This is a genomic window from Salinispora mooreana (assembly GCF_000379065.1).
Taxonomy (GTDB): domain Bacteria; phylum Actinomycetota; class Actinomycetes; order Mycobacteriales; family Micromonosporaceae; genus Micromonospora; species Micromonospora mooreana.
Window position 1 is genome coordinate 1780456 of record NZ_KB900614.1, and the last position, 17454, is coordinate 1797909.

Here is a 17454-nt window from a genome sequence, read left to right on the forward strand (position 1 = left end):
GCCGGGTGGGGGTAGCGCGGTGCGGGATGCTTGCCGACACCGGCGTAGGGGACCTGCACCGGTTGGGCGTCGCCGGGTTGCGCGGTGGTCGACGACGTGGTGGCCACGATGTAGCCGATACCGCGTTCGGTCAGGCCCTGGCGAAACTCGGCGACCTGGCCGTAGCCGGCGTCGGCGGTCAGCAGCGGCGGACGTAGTCCCCACTGGGCCAGCTCGTCGAGCATCTCCAGGGCCATCAGCCACTTCGGCCGGTACCGCTCGGTGTCGGGGACCTTGGATGCCGCCCGCCGGCGGCGGATCTGCGCGATCTGCTCAGCGGGCGGCAGCCGCACCCGGGTGTGTGGCTTCTTCGCCCCGGCCGCATCGAGGGTGACCGGCTGCTGGCGCAGTCTGCGGGCGTGCACGTTGGCGGGCTTGCCGTCCGGGCCGGGCACGCAGCCCTCATCCCAGGACTCCGGGAGGAACAACCGCCAGTTCAGTACCGCCGACGCCGTGTCAGTCGCCGCGTGAACCGTGACGGCGATCTGGCAGTTGGCGACCTTTCCCAGGGTGCCGGAGTACTGCCGGGCCACACACGCCGAGGCCTTGCCGTCCTTCGGGAATCCAGTGTCGTCGACCACCCACACCTCAGGCGCCACCACCTCGACCGCGGCCGTGGCCAGCCGCCGCCGCACACCGCCGACATCCCAGGTGGACGAGGTCAGGAACTGCTGCAACTGCTGATGATCCACCCCGAGCCGCTGCGCCATCGGCTGCATCGACTTCCGCCGGCCATCCAGCATCAACCCCCGCAGATACCGCAGACCCGTCGCCCGCTGATCCGACCGCCGCAACCCCGCGAAGATCCCCGCCGCGAAGTCCTCCAACCGCCCCCGCACCCGGGCGAGTTCCCGCTCATCCACGCACCGCAGCCAAACACCGCCACCATGCTCACACAAGCGACACGCCACAACGACCTAACAAAGCACTACTAGCCGAGATCGTGGAACCGAACCTCGCCCCGCTGACCTACGCCACCTACGAAACGTTGTCCCGCCTCTACATCGTTCCCGGCCTCGGCACCAAGCGCCTCGATGCCCGGTTATCCGTCCGGGACGTGCAAACCTGGCTGAACAAGGTCGCGAAGACCTGCCAGTGCTGCACCCAGGGAAAAGATGAACGGCGGCCACCAAAGAAACAGAAGTGCTGCGCGGTGAGTCGGTGTTGTCAAGACCTTCCCTCAGCCCGGACAGTCAAGGGAATCCGTGCTGTTCTCCGTTCGGCGCTCGCTCAGGCTGTCGTCGAGGAGTTGCTCGCCAAGAACGTGGCAGCCCTGGTGAAGCTGCCACCGATCCGCAACCGCAAGGGAAAGTCGTGGAACAGTGAGCAGGCCCGCGCGTTCCTCGAATCGTCCCGCGACGGGAACGACTACCTTTACGCCGCCTACGTCCTGGTCCTCGTGCTCGGACTCCGCAAGGGCGAAGTCCTCGGGCTCGCCTGGGAGCACATCGAGTGGGACGGCTGGAACAAGCCTTGCCCTCCACATGGCGAGGCGTACTGCGAGCACTGCCGCGACAACCACGACATCGGCCTCACCGTCGACAAGCAGCTCCAGCGGGTACGCGGGAAATTGCTGCACCGCGCTACCAAGACTGAGGAGTCCGACGCTCCCCTACCGTTGCCGGCGATCTGCGTTACCGCGCTACGACACCGCCACCAGCAACAGGAGGCCGCCCAGGAGAAAGCCGGTGAGGCATGGCATGACACGGGCATGATCTTCACGACCCGCTTCGGGCTGCCCGTCGAGCCACGCAACTTCAACCGCTCCTACGACAGCCGCATCGCGCGCGCCGACCTTCCGAAGATCACCGTCCACGACGCACGGCGTACGTGCGGCTCGCTCCTGGTCGACTTGGACGTGCACCCCCGGGTCGCGATGGCGATCCTCAGGCACGCCGACTTCTCCATCACGATGGAGATCTACAGCCAGGTCTCATCCAAGACCACCCGGGAAGCCCTGCGGAAGCTCGGTCAGAGCCTCGATCAATGACCCGTTGCTGTACTTCACTGCTGTACAAGATCGAAAGAGGCCATCCGGAAGATCCCGGATGGCCTCTGACCTGTGTCGGGACGGCCGGATTCGAACCGACGACCCCTTGTTACCAACCGTAGTCACACCGGGCATGTCATCGCTTGTCGCGAGTAAGCCCTGAGCTGCACCAGCACGGTCAGATACTTGTTCCTCCTGGTCACTGTTCGTCAGCTCCTGGCCGGGGTTTTCGGGGGGTAAACGGGGGCCGGCAGACCCACCATCAGGGTTCCACCGCGCCCATCCCCGCCACCGAGATGTCCGTCGCCACGAGCAGAGCTCGCAAGCCGTGGCGTGGTCATCGAGCATGGACGACCGGGGAGAGGCCAGAGCAAAGTCTCCCGCTGGCTTATGGCAGAGTCCTCCCGGACGATGACTGATGCGCATCGGCCATCAGACGACCTACCATCGCCGTACGGCGACGACCGGTTAAACCCGCCCTCCCCAAGTACGCGGATCTATCGCAGCACACCCGGCCGATCTCCACGCCGTCGAGCAACGCCTCAACAACCGGCCCCGCAAGACCCTCAACTGGCGCACCCCGGCCGACGTCTTGCATACCGCTCTGGCACCCTGACAATCGTCACCGTTGCGACGACTGCTTGAATCCGCCCGGAACCACGGGGGCATCTTTCAGGCGGAGCCGACCACGAGACCGCACTCGGGATGAGTATCGCCCTGGACATGGGAATACCCCCGCGCGTGCGGGGACGAGCGGAGCGTCGAGATCCTGCGTCATTTCCCGAGCGGAAGACCCCCGCTCGTGCGGGGACGAGACCATCCTGTCGGTGGGCGTGCTTGCGTTGATGGGAAGACCCCCGCGCGTTGTCAACGCCGGCTGAAATTTGGCTCTGGCACATATTTTGTGATTGATCTTGGTGGTTGGCCTTGACGGTCAGGATCCAGTGCGCACCGCGCTCGGCGAGGTAGGCGACGTGATCGCGTTGGCAGTGCAGGGCGTCGGCGGTGATCACGGTGTCGCGCAGGTCGCCGATCTGGTCGAGCAGCGGTGCGAACCGGGTGATCTCATTGGTCTTGCCGTCCACATCGGTGCTGGCCAGGACCACACCGGTGACCTGGTCGCAGGCCGCGAGAACATGCCGGGCTGCGGTATCGGTGGTGCGGGAGCCGCGCAGGGTCTTACCATCCACGGTGATCGCCCGCCACGCCGTTGACGGCGCAGTCGCCGACCGTGCGGCGAGCCAGACACCGATCGCCCTGGTGAGCTGGTCCGGGTCCAGGGCCTGAACAGGGCCCCGGCAAAGTCGGGGGTGCCGGGCTTGAGGTGGTTGGTGTAGACGCGCCCTTGCTGGTGGTAGCAGGGCGGGCATGACCGGTTCAGATGATCATTGAGGTTCCTACGCCTTATCGATCGTCCGAAGTGAGCCATGCCCGCTTTGCCATCATCCTGGGCGGCGATGTCACAGGTGCGGGAGCCGCGCAGGGTCTTGCCGTCCACGGCGATCGCCCGCCGCTGGGCTGACGATGTCGCCATGGCCCGGGTGGCCAGCCAGCCGCTGACGGCCGCGGTGAGCAGGTCCGGGTCCAAGGCTTGCAACAACCGGCGGATCATCGCCTCCGACGGGCGCCGGTCCGGGGCGATACCTAACGCAACGATGGTCGCAGCGGGGACATCAGCGATCCACTCGGCGATCGCGGTGTAGGAGCGGTAGCCGGCCACCACAGCACAGACCGCTGCGGTCACCACCACGGTCAACCGGTGCCGGACGCCGCGACGGGCGCGAGGATCCGGCAGACCTGTCAACGCAGCGGGCAGCCCAGCAGCGGCTTCGTGCACGGTGACAGCCGGTGCGTCGGACACGGACGAGATCAGCGATGATGGCAAAGCGGGCATGGCTCACTTCGGACGATCGATAAGGCGTAGGAACCTCAATGATCATCTGAACCGGTCATGCCCGCCCTGCTACCACCAGCAAGGGCGCGTCTACACCAACCACCTCAAGCCCGGCACCCCCGACTTTGCCGGGGCCCTGGGGCTGGGCTGAGAACGAAGAAGTGCCTTCTGATCTGGGAAGATAGGGCTTGTCGAGAGTCCCATGTTCCTGTCACGGAAGGCACTTGCTGGGTGAAGTTTACCGCAACATGTCCGAAGATCATGGTGACCGGTGGTGGGCGGGCGTGGTGGGTCACGTCGGTACCCGGCTGCTCGCTGGCTTGGCCGACGCTACTGGGCTGACCAGCGTGTTTAGTGAGGCCTTGGCGGGGCTGCGGCAGAGGCAGGGCGGGCACGACCCGGGTCGGATCGCCGTGGATCTGGCGGTGCTGCGCGACCAGCCGGGCTTGTTCGGGCCGGTCGCCTCTGACCCGACCGCGTGGCGGCTGTTGTCGCGGCTGGACGAGAGCCTATTGGCCGGGGTTACGGGCCGCCCGTGCCCGAGCCCGCGAAATCGCCGGGCCCGGCATGCCGAGGTCCGCGGTGACCTGCCGCACCCGATGGTGGCCGGCCGGCAAGTCGAGGGTCTGATCCTGGACATCGACGCGACGATCGTGATCTGCCACTCCGAGAAGGAATCGGCGACCCGCACCTGGAAGAAGACCTTCGGCTACCACCCGCTGCTGTGCTTCCTGGACAACACCGGCGAAGCCCTCGCCGGCCTGCTATGCGAAGGCCGAGCCGGGGTCAAACACCACCGCCGACCACATCACCGTCCTCGATGAGGCCCAGATCCCCGACGCCCACCGGCACGGCACCCTAATCCTGCTGCGCAGTGATTCGGCCGGCCCCAGCCACGGCTTCCTCGCCCACATCCGATCCCTGCGCGAGCAGCACCACCTGGACATCCGGTTCTCCGTCGGCGCCGCGAACACCGAACCCATTCGGGCCGCCATCACCACTGCGACCGGCTGGGTCCCCGCCGTCGACACCGACGGTGACCTGCGCCAACACGCGGAGGTCTGCGAGATCACCGGCCTCATCGACGCCGCCGGATGGCCTACCGGCACCCGACTCCTGGTCCGCCGCGAACGCCCGCACCCCGGCGCCCAACTGACCTTGTTCGACACCGTCGAAGGCTGGCGGCACCAGGTCGTCGCCACCGACAACCGACACCCCCCATCGGCGCGGGATCGATCCAGTACCTGGAGGCCCGCCACCGCGCTCACGCCCACGTCGAGGACCGCATCCGCTGCGGCAAGAACACCGGCTTCGGCCGATTCCCGGCCCGCATCTTCGCGACCAACCAAGCCTGGCTCCCCACCTCGCGCTGACCGGCATCGACCTGATCCCAAACCCTGCTCCTGCACGGTAACCTCGCCCGCACGGAACCGAAGAAACTGCGCTACCGGCTCCTGCACGTCGCGGCACGCCTCACCCGCACCGCCCGCCGGACCCGACTCGCCATCACCGCCGACTGACCGTGGACCGACGCCCGGACCAGGGCATTCAACCGCCTCGCCGCACTACCCCGACCCGCCGGCTGACCCCGAAATCTCACGCCTCGACCCACAGCACGGAGGAACCCGGCCCAGCACCGGGCCATCAGCATGCCAGCGAACCCGGCCAACCAGCCCCAAACCAAATCATCGACCAACATCTATGACAGGCCCCCAGATGTAGGGTCGGGAGCTGGCGCGGTGGCGCGTTCTGGATGCAGGTCCGGCAGCCTTTGAGTGCCGGTGGTTTCCCGCCCGGTTGTCCCACTGCCGTGACCGTGTCCAGGGTGCTCCGTTTCCAGCTCCCGCCGCTTCGAACCGTGCGTGCGGTTTCCCGCACACGGCTCACCGACGTCGTTCACCGCCGGCATTCGGTCTGTCCCGCAGCCAAGGCTTGAAGGGCCTCGGTGCGACGACGGTTCCCACAAGCCCGATCAGGCCCAGCTCGTTGCCGGAGTAGGCCACGACCGACCACCCGAACTCGCGGCTACGTTTGTGCCGCTTCCGCAGCACGATCGCCAGCCGCATCTTCGCGTAGTCCCTGATCTTGCCGAAGTGTCGGGCCGAGTTGCCGTACTTGAAGTACCCGGCCCAGCCGCGCAGGAACAGATTGATGTCCTGGACGACCCACTCCACGGGCAGCAACAGCCGGGACCGGTCGGTCACCTGCCGGATCCGATCTCGGGCGTGCTGCATGGCCTTGTTCGCGGGCCAACGGGCCAAGAAGGTGACCTGCTTTGCACCGGTCCGCGCCCACGCGCGCACCAGCCGGTGGTGGAAGCCGAGAAAGTCCACGCCTTCCCCACGGACCTGCAGATGCACGATGCGGGTCTTTGCCGCCTTAGGGTCAAGCAAGCCCAAGGTCGGCCAGCAGCTCGGTCAACCGCCCGAGGGCGGCTTCGCTGCTACCCGCCGAGTCGGACCGGATGAGGCTCGGGCTGCCGTAGCAGTGCGCCTCGGGAATCTGCCGCAGGGCATGGTCCCGGACGGTGACGTGGTCGGCGGCAGTGTTGCTGCCGGCGTTACCCGGGCGCAGCATCCCGGCCAGGGCCTCACCGGTGGCGTCGAGGAAGCACAGCAGCGGGTGGTAGCCGAACGAGTGTTTCCAGGTCGGCGCAGCTGCTTCCTTCTCCGAGTGCGCCAGCACGATCGTCGCGTCGATGTCCAGCACAAACTCCGGCAGCGCCTGGCCGAGCACCGTGGTCACCGGCAACAAAGGGGCTGTCTCGCTAGCGGTGTTTCCGGCGATCTTGGTTAGTAGGTTTCAGCGGCTGGGAAGCGGTCGCTGAAGGTGATGGCGAAGGCGTTCAACGCGGGTTTCCAGCGCATCGTCCATCGGGTTCTGCCTGCTCCGGTGGGGTCCAGGGAGCGAGTCACCAGGTACAGACACTTCAACGCGGCCTGCTCGGACTCCGCTGGCGAATTGGTCGCGTGTCGCTGCCGGGCTGACTGGCTTTGGGTCCGGAGGCTGTTGCCACGGACGGCAGGATTCGATGGGCTGGAGTGGTGGGATGTCGTTGCGGCCGCGCGCGGATCGTGGGGTACCTGTGGAGACCGCGCGGGTGGCGCGGGCGGCGTTCCCGAACGCGACGTTTTGCTTGCGGATGCGCGACGTGCTCGGTCCGCTGTTTACCGACGAGGCGTTCGCCGGCCTGTTCTCCGGACGTGGGCGACCAGCTGAATCGCCGGGAATGCTGGCGATCGTCAGTGTTCTGCAGTTCGTCGAGGGGCTGACCGATGCGCAGGCCGCTGATGCGGTTCGTGGTCGGGTCGACTGGAAGTACCTTCTGGGACTGGAACTGACTGATCAGGGATTCGACTCGTCGGTGCTGTCGGAGTTTCGGGGTCGTCTGGTCGATTCCGGCTGTGTAGAGGCGCTGCTGTTCGACTCGGTGCTCGACCGGCTCAAGGCAGTGGACCTGCTCACTGCGGGTGGACGAGCACGTACCGACTCGACCCATGTGCTTGGCGCGATCCGCAGCCTGGAACGCCTCGAGCTAGTCGGTGAGACGCTACGCGGGGCGCTGGAGGCCATCGCCGCAACCGCCCCGGACTGGCTGCGCTCCGTAGCACCCGGCGACTGGTTCACCCGTTACGGTCCGCGGGTTGACGCCTACCGGCTGCCCAAGGCCGAATCCGAACGTCTCGAACTCGCCCTGCGCGTCGGCGCCGATGGTGTCATGGTGCTGGAACGGGCAGGGCGTGCCGACGCGCCGGTGTTCGTCAAGTCGCTACCGGCGGTGGACAGGCTGTGGGCGATCTGGGTCCAGCAGTACTACCGCGACTCTGACGGCGTGCACTGGCGCACGCGCGAAAACCATGGCCGTCCACCCGGCGCGATCGCGATCACCTCACCGTATGACCTCGACGCACGCTACAGCGTCAAACGGGGCACCAGCTGGAACGGTTACAAGGTCCAGATCTGTGAGACCTGCGACGATGACCTCCCGCACTTGATCACCTACGTGGACACCGTGCCGGCCACCGAGGCCGACATCGACACCACCGCACGCGTGCATGAGTCCCTGACCAAGCGCGGCCTGGCCCCGGCCGAGCACTTGGCCGACTCCGCCTACGTCACCGCCGACGCGATCCTCGACGCGCGGGATCGATACGACATCGAGTTGACCGGTCCGGTCGGCCACGGAAACCAGTGGCAGAGCAAGAACCCCGACGCCTTCGACACCGACGCGTTCGCCGTCGACTGGGACACTCTGACCGCCGCCTGCCCACAGGGACACCGCAACATCTGGTCAGGCGCTGCGCTCGACCGGCACGGCAAACCCCGCGTGATGTTCACCTTCAGCATGACCGACTGCACACCCTGCCCGGTGCGCTCCCGCTGCACACGCGCCAAGACCGCCGCCCGCACCATCACCCTGCGACCCCGCGAGCAGCATGAACTACTCCGTTCGCTGCGTGCAGACCAGCAAACCGAGCACTGGCACAGACGCTACGCGACCAGATCAGGTATCGAGGGCACGATCTCCCAAGCCGTACGCGCCTTCGGTCTACGAAGATGCCGCTACAACGGACACGCCAAAACCCGCGTGCAGAACATCCTCATCGCCACCGCGGTCAACCTCACCCGCATGGACGCCTCGCTGGCCGGCAAACCGCTGGGCCGCACCCGCGGGTCCCACCTGGCCACACTCGCCACCGCATAATCAACACAATTCGCCAGCGGCGTCTGCTCGATCGGGTACAGCTTCTGGTCGGGCCAGCGGGTGCGTAGGGTCTTCAGGAAGGTCAGGAACTCGCGCCAGCGTTTGCGGTCGCGGATGCGGTGGTGCAGCCTTCCGGTGGCCAGGTCGAGGGCGGCGATCATGTGTCGTACGCCGTGGTCGCGGGTGTAGGTGGCGCGTAGTCGCACGGGGTGTGCCCGGGGTCGCCAGGCCCGGCCGGGGCGGGGTTGCAGGTTCAGCGGCCCGAACTCGTCTACGCACAGCGCACGTCCGCCTGGCGGCGGGTGGTCGTAGAGGTGAAGGATCCGGCGCATCTTGGTGGTGAAGTCGGGGTCGGTGCTGGCTTTCCAGGTCTTGGTGGCCTGCCATGACACGCCACGTTCGTGCAGGACACGGCGCACGGTCTCGACACTGATCGTGGTGGCGAAGCCGGTGGCGATGAGATCCTCGCGCAGTTTGGCCAGGGACCAGCCCGAGAATGGCTGGCCGAGGAAACGGGGGTCACACCGGGCGATGACGCAGATCCAGTCGCGGGTCTGCTCATCGATCCGTCTCGGTGCGCCCCCGCTCCATTTTGGGTTCAGCGCGTCGAACCCCCGCTCGTTGAACGCGTGGATCACATCGCGGACGTAGTCCTCGCTGGCCCTGAACAGGTGGGCAATGTCCGGCGCCGGCTGGCCCTGAGCCGACATCAGCACCACGATCGCCCGCCGCAGCTTCACCGGATCCTTCGCCGTCCGGCTGATCTGCTGCAACCGCTGGCCCTCGGCCATCGACACCTGCCGGACGAACACTTCCGGCCTTCTACCCACCGGCCACCACCTCCCACACGAGCACTGGGAGACAGCTTGCCTGACCCACCCCCAGAACCGAAGCACTACCCGATCAACGTTCAAAGACGAAGCACTAGATCATCCCAGATCAGAAGGCAATTTCGCGGTCGCCCCCGCCCTTCATCAGATGCCCCTACTGAAGGCGCGAGGTAGGCACAAAAGGTATAAATAAAATTCCCCTCTGAGGCGACGACCGCACCAAAGGCTCAGTTATGATGCCGTTCATCATGGCGAACCCCAAGGCTACGTGCAATCGTCACGAAGGCTGCAAGGGCGATTAGTATTGACGAATACAGCAGTACGGTTGGGACCACATCGATCCATTGGATCATTGCGCCGGCGAACGCGGGTGCCACCGGTAGCAAACTTCCGCCAACGAAATGGACGGCGGAACTCACCCGTCCCTGAATCGCGGGATCCGCAGAGGTAAGTATATAACCGACAATCGAGGCGTTGGCGGCGGGTCCGAGGAAGAAGGCGACCGCACCGATGAGACCGATAAGATAAGCGGAGTTGGCCACTGCCAACAGCGGGGTCACCGTCGCTGCGACCCAACCGAACGCCGAAATCAGCGTTCGCGGCCGGAATCGCGCCACTAGTCGGGGCGCGGCCAACGCACCCATCAGCCCGCCCGCGCTGGTGATCGAAAACAACAGTCCCGTGGCCGCAGGGCTGGCACCGTGCCGCTCGGCCAGCATGACGCAGACCAGCCCGATCGACTGGAAGACGAAGGTCACGCCAGCAAACCAGAGCACCGCGCCACGCACAAATCGCTCTCGCCAGAGCCAACGCAGACCTGCGCTTACGAATCCACGGTCTCGCTGCGAAGTGCGCTCTCGCCCGTTCTGTAGGGGTCGCTTGATCAAAGTCAACCCGACGGCGGACATTAGGTAGGACACGGCATCCACCAGGAACGGCACCATTCTACCAACGCCGAAGAGCATGCCGCCAAGTGCCGGTCCAACCAGCGTAGCGAAATGCATGCGAGATTCGTTTCGCGCAGCGGCCTGAGTCAGCTGTTCCCTTGCTACCACATGGCGCAAGGCTGCTATTTCTGCAGGCTGGAAACAACTGCTCAATGCTGCTTCCAATGCGGCGGCGAGGAGGATGTGGGAGAAGGTAACCTGACCAACAATACCGGCGATGACTAAACTACCCAATGCAGACGCGCGCCCCAGGTCCGCCGCTATCATGATACGCCGACGGTCGAAATGATCTGCCAATAGCCCTGCCGGCAGCCTACACGCCAGTGCGGTAATGGCACCAACCGACGCGACAAGCCCCGCGCGTGCAGCAGACCCGGTGATAGCCAATGTAAGCAAGACAAAGCTTACGGACGAGATGGCGCTACCCAGACTGGAGATCGCTTGCCCTACCCACAGAACTATGAAATCCTGATTCCGGGAGAGTGGACGTACCGGTGGCTCTACGGTGGTCGGGTTGCTCTTCTCTGTCGATATTCCGGTCACATCATTTGATGTTAGTGACGAGCAGAACCTCGTCGCATGCGTGAGTTAGATCACAGACTGACCCCAGCCAGCACGTGCAGGTCCCCTACGCCGGAGTCGGCAAGCGCCCACCCCGTAGTACCTACAGCCGGCCCGCACCCTCAAGAACCTTGCCCTCGCCCACGACTCCGACACCCGGCTGGTGCATGGCGCACGAGGCTCCCTGCGGCCGACCACGCCCCCGCCCAGCCCGCAGGCGCACTGTCCGGACACTTCCTCGCCCTACACATACGCCCCGTTACCTAATGAGTCCCGAACGGCCCGCCGTGGTCCATGGGATGCCTGCCCGTTACCTGGTCCCTTGAGAGGACGTTTGATAGGCATTCATGTTTCCGCTTTAAGGTGATTTGCCGATGTTTCGTCGGCCCTATCCTGGCGGCTCGGTGCCTAGGTCAAGGCGGAATGCCCGATTGTGGCCGGTCACGCCCTACGCGGAGGCGTCCGAGCCTGACTTTTCTAGACCGGACGGAAAGGAAGGTCAGTTTCCACTCCAAATGGACGCCGTTCAGCCTGCTTCGCTGACTCAAAACGGTCACTATCGGCGCCAAAGCAGCATAAGCCGCTAGGGACAAATTCCTCATAAACTGTCAAGAGCTATTGAAACGTCCTCTGACTGGACGTTTGCTTCATCTTCGGGCCGGTAATGGCCGATTCGCGCCTCGACCTCGGTAGCGCGAGATGCCCGACCCGACCTAGAAAGAAAACATATCGGTGGACATAGGCCTACCCGGTTTCAGCGGATATCGCCCCGGGATCGTGTCTGGTTCACTTTCATCCCGCACCGACGGACATGACGTCCGCCAGGTCGAGGCCCCGACACCGTACGCCTGCTTCATGACCGAACGGCGCCCCTACCCGTCCGACCTGTCCGACGCCCGCTGGGCCCTCATCGCACCCCGCCTAACCGCCTGGCGGCAAGCCCGCACCGACGCCGGCGTCAGCGGACGTACCCCCACCCACGACCTGCGCGACATCTTCAACGCCATCCTCTACATCAACCGCACCGGCATCGCCTGGCGCTACCTACCCCACGACTTCCCGCCATACCGCACCGTCTACGGCTACTTCGCCGCCTGGAGCAAAGAAGGCATCTTCACCGAACTCAACTACCAGCTCACCGGCCTCGTCCGCGACCACCACGGCCGCACCATCACACCAACAGCCTCCATCATGGACAGCCAGAGCGTGAAGACCTCCACCAACGTCCCACTATCCACACAGGGCCCAGACGCCGGAAAGAAAATCGTCGGCCGCAAACGCGGCATCATCACCGACACCCTCGGCCTCCTCCTCGCCGTCACCGTCACCGCCGCAAGCGCCAGCGACAACACCATCGGCATCAACCTGCTCAACCAGGCCACCACCACCCACCCCACCCTCACCAAAACCTGGGTCGACGCCGGCTTCACAAACCGCGTCGTCGAACACGGCGCCGCCCTCGGCGTCGACGTCGAGACCGTCACCAAAAACCCCCAAGCCAAAGGCTTCAGCGTGGTCAAACGGCGATGGGTCGTCGAACGCACCATCGGCTGGCTCATGCACCACCGCCGACTCGTCCGCGACTACGAAGCACGACCCGACAACTCCGCCAGCATGATCACCCTCGCCATGATCGACAACCTCGCCAAACGCCTCACCGCCGAAACCACCCCAACCTGGCGAGAACCACTACAACCACAACACACACAAAATACGTGAATCAGACGTCCTCTCAGACGCCGGGGTAGCGCCCATCGCCTCCGCTATCGCCACAGTCGACGCGCCTGCCCGGGCCGCATCCGCACGGCCCAACACCGGGTGCAGCGCAGCCTCCCCGCGAACCCCCTCTGCCAACACCGCCAACACCGCCGCGAACACCGGCCGCAGCCGATAGATCCGATCAAGCCGTTCATCATCCGACCGCGCACGGCCCAACGAGTCGACCGCGCGTTCGGCCAACCTCGCCGCCGACGGCGTCAACCCCGCCACCAACACCTTCGACAACTCGGCAGCGCCCTCGTGCTCCCAAAACCCCGGATTGACGTCAAAGTCCGCCAACACCCCACCATGGACCTCGCCTACCTCGGCGAATGCCCGACCCAGCGCCCGCTCCAACGCCTTGCGCTCCGGGTCACCCCACACCAACGCCCGAACACCCTGAACCGCGGCACTACCAATCCTGTCGCTAACCTGCGACACGATCGCTTTCGCCAACGGAGCGACAGCCACCGACACCATATCCACGCGCGGGAGTATAGAAACCCAGCGCTACCATGCCCGAGGCCCACGGAGGCATCCCACGCACGACGAACCCGCCTACAGCGTCGCAGCCGTCCGTTACCGACCTACTGTTCGTTTGTCCACTGCACGCAGGTCGGTCGCTGGCCGGTACGGACGAACTCGCGAGCGGCCTGCCGAGCAGTGTCCGGTGTGACCCGCGCTCGGTCGGGGCCGGCGAAAACGGCGTCGCCGCCGTAGTCGAACGCGATGTCCGGGGTACCGTCCGGCCACGGCGGGGCACCCGCCTCAACGCCGATCCCGCCTTCGGGGCCGAGCCAGAGCACAAACGACCGGTCCGGATGTCCCACGCCGATCTGCAGCGCCGGCGGCAGCGGTGCATCCCAAGGAGAAGCGTCACCAGCCAGGTGCTGCGGCGGGTAGATCCCGACGACCTGCGGAACACCGGACGCGGCGGCGTCGTTGAGAGCGGTGTCCACCTCCGCGATGGTGGAGCCGGGCCGGCGGTTACCCCGACCCCACGTGACGACGTAACTCACTACACGATCCCCTTTCCGGTTCCCTCGTACTGGCCGACCGTCCGCACCCCAGCCGGAGCGTTCGGATCTTGCACGTAGATCGTGAGACGCGAACCCGCCGGGATGATGTGTCGCAGTATCCGATCGCAACCGTACGGGTCATCCGTGCAGGGCTCCTTGTTGACCACGAGACTGACCTCGCACGGTGCGCCGGGACGGCGCATCTGCTGAGCGGCGCGTGACTCCACATGATCAGTGAGCGTCCACGGAAACCCCTTCAGCCCGGGAATCGGACGCAGGTCGCTGGTAGATGCGATGTTGCGTCCGCTTCTCCAAGGCTCGGCCGACAATGGGCGTCCGGTCGAGTCGAATGCCTGGCCGTGGGTCGGGCCGTGATCATCGGGGCGAGTGGGCAGATCCTGTCCGGCCTGCCGAATCCAGGACGGCACCGGGGCAGCGCCGCGCGTCGGAGCCGACGCTGGGGGTGGTGCCGAGAGGCTGATGCCGAGTGTACGGCCATACGCTACAAGGGCAGCCGCTGCCAGAGCCGCGTCCCGATCTGCCACCTGTAGACGCTCGATCGCGGCCGTGACGTGCTGCAAGGCCTGGTCGACCAGCGGATGCCGACTGGACGCGGTCACTGCGGCGAGCCGATCGCGGGCCCGGACCGCCGCCTCGATACCAGCCGCCGCCCCTGCCCGTGTCCGGGCGATGCCATCCAAGACCGTGCGCAGCCCGGCGGCGACCGAGGCCATGCTCACCGGCCGGCTCCCCAGCACATGAAACGAAAGCGTACCGGCCGGTCGATGCCGCTACACGCCCTCAACGGCCCGGCGGAGAAAACCGGTACCTTTCGAAAACGCGACCGGTGCTGCCGGTAGAGGTCACAAGCCAGCCCAGTAGTCCCGCCAGGGCCGTACGGCCCCAGCACTCTGCGAGCGCGTGCTGCTGACTCAGCCTGCCCTCGGGCGGCGCGGGCACGCCGCCACGCTGGAACCTCTGCGTTACGACCGGCAACTCGAAGAAACCCTGGCTCACGGCGGCGACCCGCTGCACCTAGCCGCGGTCTTCGGCATCGACGCCAAGACAACGATCCGCTACGCCACCACCGCTCGCCAGCTGCCGGAGTCCGCCGCCGAGCACCACGACGCCAGTGGTTCACCGCGAACCCGAGGGCGGATACGAATCTGCTGGATCAAGCTGCGCGGCGACCACGCGGCCGACATGCTGGCGGCCTTCCTCAAGGCGCTGCATGTGGAGGCACCCGCCGACGCACCGGACGCCTCGGACTTCGGCGCTCACCCCAAGGAATGCGCGGGCGGGTTCGAGTACTTTCTGCAGGCCGTGGACCTCGGTGGCTTCGCCGAGAACGACATCCGGGCTGTGTGGGACGACGCGATGGCGACTCCCGAGTGGCCGGGACCACGGGTATGGGTGCACGGTGACCTGCATCCCGCGAACGTCGTCGTAGCGGACGGCACGCTGGCGGACATCGTCGACTTCGACGCACTCATCGCCGGCGATCCGGCGGGGGACCTCGGGGCTACCTGGCTGCTGCTCCCCGCGGGAGGCGCCTCGAAGTTCTTCGACAGCTACGCCCAGGCGGACGAGGCGAAGATCCGACGGGCGCGTGGGCTGGCCGCGATGAAGTGCCTGTTCTTGATGCTGAGGGCCAAACGGGGACCCTGGTCTGCCATGCGGCAAGCCGAACTGGGGCCCGCAGGCCGGTCGGCACTTGATCGTGTCCCGAAGGGCCTTCGACAGACGAGGCGGCTTCGTGACCACGGCGCCAACCACTCGGGGACCGCCGCTCGCTAGATCGCCCGGTACACCGATGATCGGCCGGCGCCAAACAACTCGGCCAGCCCGGCGCTGGTGTGCTCGCACCATTCGCCAGGTGCGGCCCGACCAAACACGACCCCTTCCAGTCGAGGCTGCGCCACCAGAGGTCCTACCACAGCTACCTGACGCGCGACACTAAACAATGGGGCCATGGACACCGTCTCGCAGCTGACCATTGTCCGTCACGGACAGAGCACCGCGAACGCGGCCTTCGCCGACGCCCAGGCCCGTGGCCTGGACGACCACGGCCTCACCGGCCAAGACGCCGACATCGAACTGTCACCGCTGGGCTGGCAGCAGGCCACCCACCTCGGCCGCTGGCTCGCCACCCAACCCGCCGACCAGCATCCCGACGTGGTCGTCTGCTCCCCCTACCTGCGTGCCCGCCAAACCTGGACCCAGGCCACCGACACCGCCGCCGCGCACGGCACCCGCTACCCACAAGCCCACATCGACGACCGACTGTGTGACCGGCTCATGGGCGACCTGGAACTGCTGACCCCACCCATGATCGCCACCCGCTTCCCCGCCGAAGCAGCCAGACTCGCCGCCGATGGCCCCTACGCCTACCGGCCGCCCGGCGGCGAGACATTCAACGACGTCACCGCACGGGTCCGCGCTGTGCTGGCCGACCTGAACACCCGCCACCCCGGCCAGCGAGTCCTGATCGTGGCCCACGACGCCGTGGTCGTCGCCGTCCGGCACATCCTCGAGGAGTTGCCGTTCGCCGACCTCGACGCGATCCTCGCCATCACCCCGATCACCAACACCTCACTAACCCGCTACGCCCACACCAACGGCCACCTCGACCTCGTCGAGTTCGCCGCCATGCCCCACCTCACCCAGGAGGACCAGCATGCCCGCCTCAGCTGATTAGATACCCCTGCTGGGCCGGCTCAACACCCCTGCCGCCACCCGAACAGATTCACACGTACCAGGTCGTCCGTGACCTGATCACCCAGGCCCTGGCCGCGCAGTCCGCCCGCCGCCACCACCTCGAACAGGCCGGAGGGGGTCGTCGATCCAGGACAGTCCGCCGGGGTCGAGGGTGTGTTTGGCGCGGATGACCGCGACGTAGGCGAGCATGACGTCGGCACGGGAGACGGGCCGGGGGTGGCCGTCGCCGTGGGCGGCAAATCCGCTGCTCACGGCTGCACTGGCTATGACTCAGGGTTGTCGCGGTCGCGCATGAACGCCCGGGCCGCGCCGAACGCGGCGACCGTCATGGTGCCGATCGCTGTCGCGCCGGCGGTGGCCGCCGCGCACTGCCCGAAGACCTGCACCGCCACGGTCGCGGGGATATCGGCCACCGAGCGTACGGTCGGTCATGGCGACGGCGATACTCCAGCCGGCCAACCGCCGCCGGGCCCGCCCTGCCGCGTCCGCCGCAGCGGACGGCGGCCCCGGGTGCCGGGACACGCCGGCGTCCGCGGTCACGGCCGCACCCGCCGAGCAGTTGCCTGGCGTAGCTCCGCGCGTAGCACCCAGGCCCGGTCCAGCAACCGCGCCCCGTGCATCAGCTGCGCCCACCACGACGCCTTGGCCACAGCGAGTTCATACAACTCCGACGCGAACTCGTCGCCGTACCGCGACCGCGAGTCGGGCGGCAAGACCCGCACTACGCCACGGGCAAGCCCAGACGCCACCGCAGCCACCCTCGGCCGCGCCGGTGCCGCCGCGTCCGCGCCACGCGTCCGTTGCCTAGCGTCAAGGAGGAGACCTTCCAGCCGCCTCGCTGAGGCATACGACCGTTTGATTGCCATGAGGAGGTCGCGGTCGAGGTCGATGGCGCTGTCGAGGGGCGATGGCGGTCCCGGATAGTGTCGCTGACCTGCCCATACGTTTCAGCCGTATACCAGCGCGTCCCGGGCTCGGGCGGCCGATGCCCTA

General features: G+C 66.5%; 16 protein-coding genes and 7 pseudogenes. 9 read left to right on the forward strand and 14 right to left on the reverse strand.

What is annotated here, in order from left to right:
* Nucleotides 1-902: IS701 family transposase (locus tag SALPAC6_RS0108505; protein ID WP_018252999.1), on the reverse strand; the 902-nt coding region annotated here is incomplete at its 3' end.
* A gap of 68 nt (nt 903-970) precedes the next feature.
* Here SALPAC6_RS0108505 and SALPAC6_RS25615 point away from each other — a divergent pair.
* Both SALPAC6_RS25615 and SALPAC6_RS31185 read left to right on the forward strand, forming a co-directional pair.
* Nucleotides 971-2029, forward strand: a pseudogene (locus tag SALPAC6_RS25615) (tyrosine-type recombinase/integrase); the annotation flags it as partial.
* A gap of 482 nt (nt 2030-2511) precedes the next feature.
* A pseudogene (locus SALPAC6_RS31185) lies at nt 2512-2645 on the forward strand (IS30 family transposase); the annotation flags it as partial.
* Here the strand turns inward: SALPAC6_RS31185 and SALPAC6_RS30045 are convergent.
* Complete coding sequence (locus tag SALPAC6_RS30045) at nt 2596-3399, reverse strand: ISAs1 family transposase (RefSeq protein ID WP_223874353.1); 804 nt, start codon at nt 3397-3399, stop codon at nt 2596-2598. The pseudogene SALPAC6_RS31185 and the gene SALPAC6_RS30045 sit on opposite strands and share 50 nt — an antisense overlap.
* 11 nt (nt 3400-3410) lie before the next feature.
* Here SALPAC6_RS30045 and SALPAC6_RS29360 point away from each other — a divergent pair, with 11 nt between their 5' ends.
* Nucleotides 3411-3551, forward strand: a complete 141-nt coding sequence (locus SALPAC6_RS29360) for a hypothetical protein (RefSeq protein ID WP_162561545.1) — start codon at nt 3411-3413, stop codon at nt 3549-3551.
* A gap of 84 nt (nt 3552-3635) precedes the next feature.
* Here the strand turns inward: SALPAC6_RS29360 and SALPAC6_RS28930 are convergent.
* Nucleotides 3636-3923: pseudogene (locus SALPAC6_RS28930) on the reverse strand (transposase family protein); the annotation flags it as partial.
* 224 nt (nt 3924-4147) lie between these two features.
* Here SALPAC6_RS28930 and SALPAC6_RS31190 point away from each other — a divergent pair.
* Entirely contained in the window at nt 4148-4747 is a 600-nt protein-coding gene (locus tag SALPAC6_RS31190) for a transposase (protein ID WP_397540895.1), read from the forward strand.
* 34 nt (nt 4748-4781) lie between these two features.
* On the opposite strand, the gene SALPAC6_RS31195 is transcribed toward SALPAC6_RS31190, so the two are convergent.
* The 4 genes and pseudogenes from SALPAC6_RS31195 to SALPAC6_RS28935 form a co-directional block, all read right to left on the reverse strand.
* Complete coding sequence (locus SALPAC6_RS31195) at nt 4782-5138, reverse strand: hypothetical protein (protein ID WP_018253003.1); 357 nt, start codon at nt 5136-5138, stop codon at nt 4782-4784.
* A 668-nt stretch (nt 5139-5806) separates the two neighbouring features.
* Nucleotides 5807-6283 carry a group II intron maturase-specific domain-containing protein gene (locus tag SALPAC6_RS0108530; RefSeq protein ID WP_223874352.1) on the reverse strand — a complete coding sequence of 159 codons (477 nt, stop codon included), beginning with the start codon at nt 6281-6283 and terminating at the stop codon, nt 5807-5809.
* Nucleotides 6284-6356: 73 nt separating this feature from the next.
* A pseudogene (locus tag SALPAC6_RS0108535) lies at nt 6357-6629 on the reverse strand (transposase); the annotation flags it as partial.
* Nucleotides 6630-6715: 86 nt separating this feature from the next.
* Nucleotides 6716-6919, reverse strand: a pseudogene (locus SALPAC6_RS28935) (IS256 family transposase); the annotation flags it as partial.
* Nucleotides 6920-7065: 146 nt separating this feature from the next.
* Between SALPAC6_RS28935 and SALPAC6_RS0108540 the strand changes: the two are divergent.
* Nucleotides 7066-8496: pseudogene (locus tag SALPAC6_RS0108540) on the forward strand (IS1182 family transposase); the annotation flags it as partial.
* On the opposite strand, the gene SALPAC6_RS27485 reads toward SALPAC6_RS0108540, so the two are convergent.
* Nucleotides 8487-9458, reverse strand: a complete 972-nt coding sequence (locus SALPAC6_RS27485) for an IS630 family transposase (RefSeq protein WP_223874432.1) — start codon at nt 9456-9458, stop codon at nt 8487-8489. The pseudogene SALPAC6_RS0108540 and the gene SALPAC6_RS27485 sit on opposite strands and share 10 nt — an antisense overlap.
* A gap of 227 nt (nt 9459-9685) precedes the next feature.
* Nucleotides 9686-10948 (reverse strand): MFS transporter, encoded by a 1263-nt coding sequence (locus SALPAC6_RS0108550; RefSeq protein WP_026189453.1) that lies wholly within the window; start codon nt 10946-10948, stop codon nt 9686-9688.
* 68 nt (nt 10949-11016) lie between these two features.
* Between SALPAC6_RS0108550 and SALPAC6_RS30050 the strand changes: the two are divergent.
* Together SALPAC6_RS30050 and SALPAC6_RS0108555 are read left to right on the forward strand one after the other, a co-directional pair.
* Nucleotides 11017-11224 (forward strand): annotated as a pseudogene (locus SALPAC6_RS30050) (IS701 family transposase); the annotation flags it as partial.
* A gap of 597 nt (nt 11225-11821) precedes the next feature.
* Nucleotides 11822-12685: an IS5 family transposase gene (locus SALPAC6_RS0108555; RefSeq protein ID WP_018253008.1), complete on the forward strand. Its 864-nt coding sequence runs from the start codon at nt 11822-11824 to the stop codon at nt 12683-12685.
* Here the strand turns inward: SALPAC6_RS0108555 and SALPAC6_RS0108560 are convergent.
* The 3 genes from SALPAC6_RS0108560 to SALPAC6_RS27490 all read right to left on the reverse strand — a co-directional run bounded on the left by SALPAC6_RS0108560 (nt 12656) and on the right by SALPAC6_RS27490 (nt 14477).
* Nucleotides 12656-13204, reverse strand: a complete 549-nt coding sequence (locus SALPAC6_RS0108560) for a hypothetical protein (RefSeq protein WP_018253009.1) — start codon at nt 13202-13204, stop codon at nt 12656-12658. The genes SALPAC6_RS0108555 and SALPAC6_RS0108560 overlap by 30 nt on opposite strands.
* Nucleotides 13205-13311: 107 nt before the next feature.
* Nucleotides 13312-13743, reverse strand: a complete 432-nt coding sequence (locus tag SALPAC6_RS0108565) for an Imm1 family immunity protein (RefSeq protein ID WP_018253010.1) — start codon at nt 13741-13743, stop codon at nt 13312-13314.
* Nucleotides 13743-14477, reverse strand: a complete 735-nt coding sequence (locus SALPAC6_RS27490) for a DddA-like double-stranded DNA deaminase toxin (protein ID WP_018253011.1) — start codon at nt 14475-14477, stop codon at nt 13743-13745. Before SALPAC6_RS27490 ends, SALPAC6_RS0108565 begins: the two co-directional genes overlap by 1 nt.
* A 187-nt stretch (nt 14478-14664) precedes the next feature.
* Between SALPAC6_RS27490 and SALPAC6_RS25630 the strand changes: the two genes are divergently transcribed.
* Both SALPAC6_RS25630 and SALPAC6_RS0108580 read left to right on the forward strand, forming a co-directional pair.
* Nucleotides 14665-15540: a phosphotransferase gene (locus SALPAC6_RS25630; RefSeq protein WP_223874289.1), complete on the forward strand. Its 876-nt coding sequence runs from the start codon at nt 14665-14667 to the stop codon at nt 15538-15540.
* Between the two features lie 174 nt (nt 15541-15714).
* Nucleotides 15715-16437, forward strand: coding sequence for a histidine phosphatase family protein (locus SALPAC6_RS0108580; RefSeq protein WP_018253013.1), 723 nt, complete (start codon nt 15715-15717; stop codon nt 16435-16437).
* 287 nt (nt 16438-16724) lie between these two features.
* On the opposite strand, the gene SALPAC6_RS29665 is transcribed toward SALPAC6_RS0108580, so the two are convergent.
* Nucleotides 16725-16874 (reverse strand): hypothetical protein, encoded by a 150-nt coding sequence (locus tag SALPAC6_RS29665; RefSeq protein ID WP_018253014.1) that lies wholly within the window; start codon nt 16872-16874, stop codon nt 16725-16727.
* A 123-nt stretch (nt 16875-16997) separates the two neighbouring features.
* Complete coding sequence (locus tag SALPAC6_RS0108595; RefSeq protein ID WP_223874290.1) at nt 16998-17210, reverse strand: hypothetical protein; 213 nt, start codon at nt 17208-17210, stop codon at nt 16998-17000.
* Nucleotides 17211-17454 lie beyond the last annotated feature (244 nt).

Excerpts from the sequence above, each read along its gene's own strand:
- SALPAC6_RS29360 (WP_162561545.1), top strand. The coding sequence starts at position 3,411 with ATGATCATTGAGGTTCCTACGCCTTATCGATCGTCCGAAGTGAGCCAT.
- SALPAC6_RS0108560 (WP_018253009.1), bottom strand. The coding sequence starts at position 13,204 with ATGGTGTCGGTGGCTGTCGCTCCGTTGGCGAAAGCGATCGTGTCGCAG.
- SALPAC6_RS30045 (WP_223874353.1), bottom strand. The coding sequence starts at position 3,399 with ATGCCCGCCCTGCTACCACCAGCAAGGGCGCGTCTACACCAACCACCT.
- SALPAC6_RS0108555 (WP_018253008.1), top strand. The coding sequence starts at position 11,822 with ATGACCGAACGGCGCCCCTACCCGTCCGACCTGTCCGACGCCCGCTGG.
- SALPAC6_RS27490 (WP_018253011.1), bottom strand. The coding sequence starts at position 14,477 with ATGGCCTCGGTCGCCGCCGGGCTGCGCACGGTCTTGGATGGCATCGCC.
- SALPAC6_RS0108580 (WP_018253013.1), top strand. The coding sequence starts at position 15,715 with ATGGACACCGTCTCGCAGCTGACCATTGTCCGTCACGGACAGAGCACC.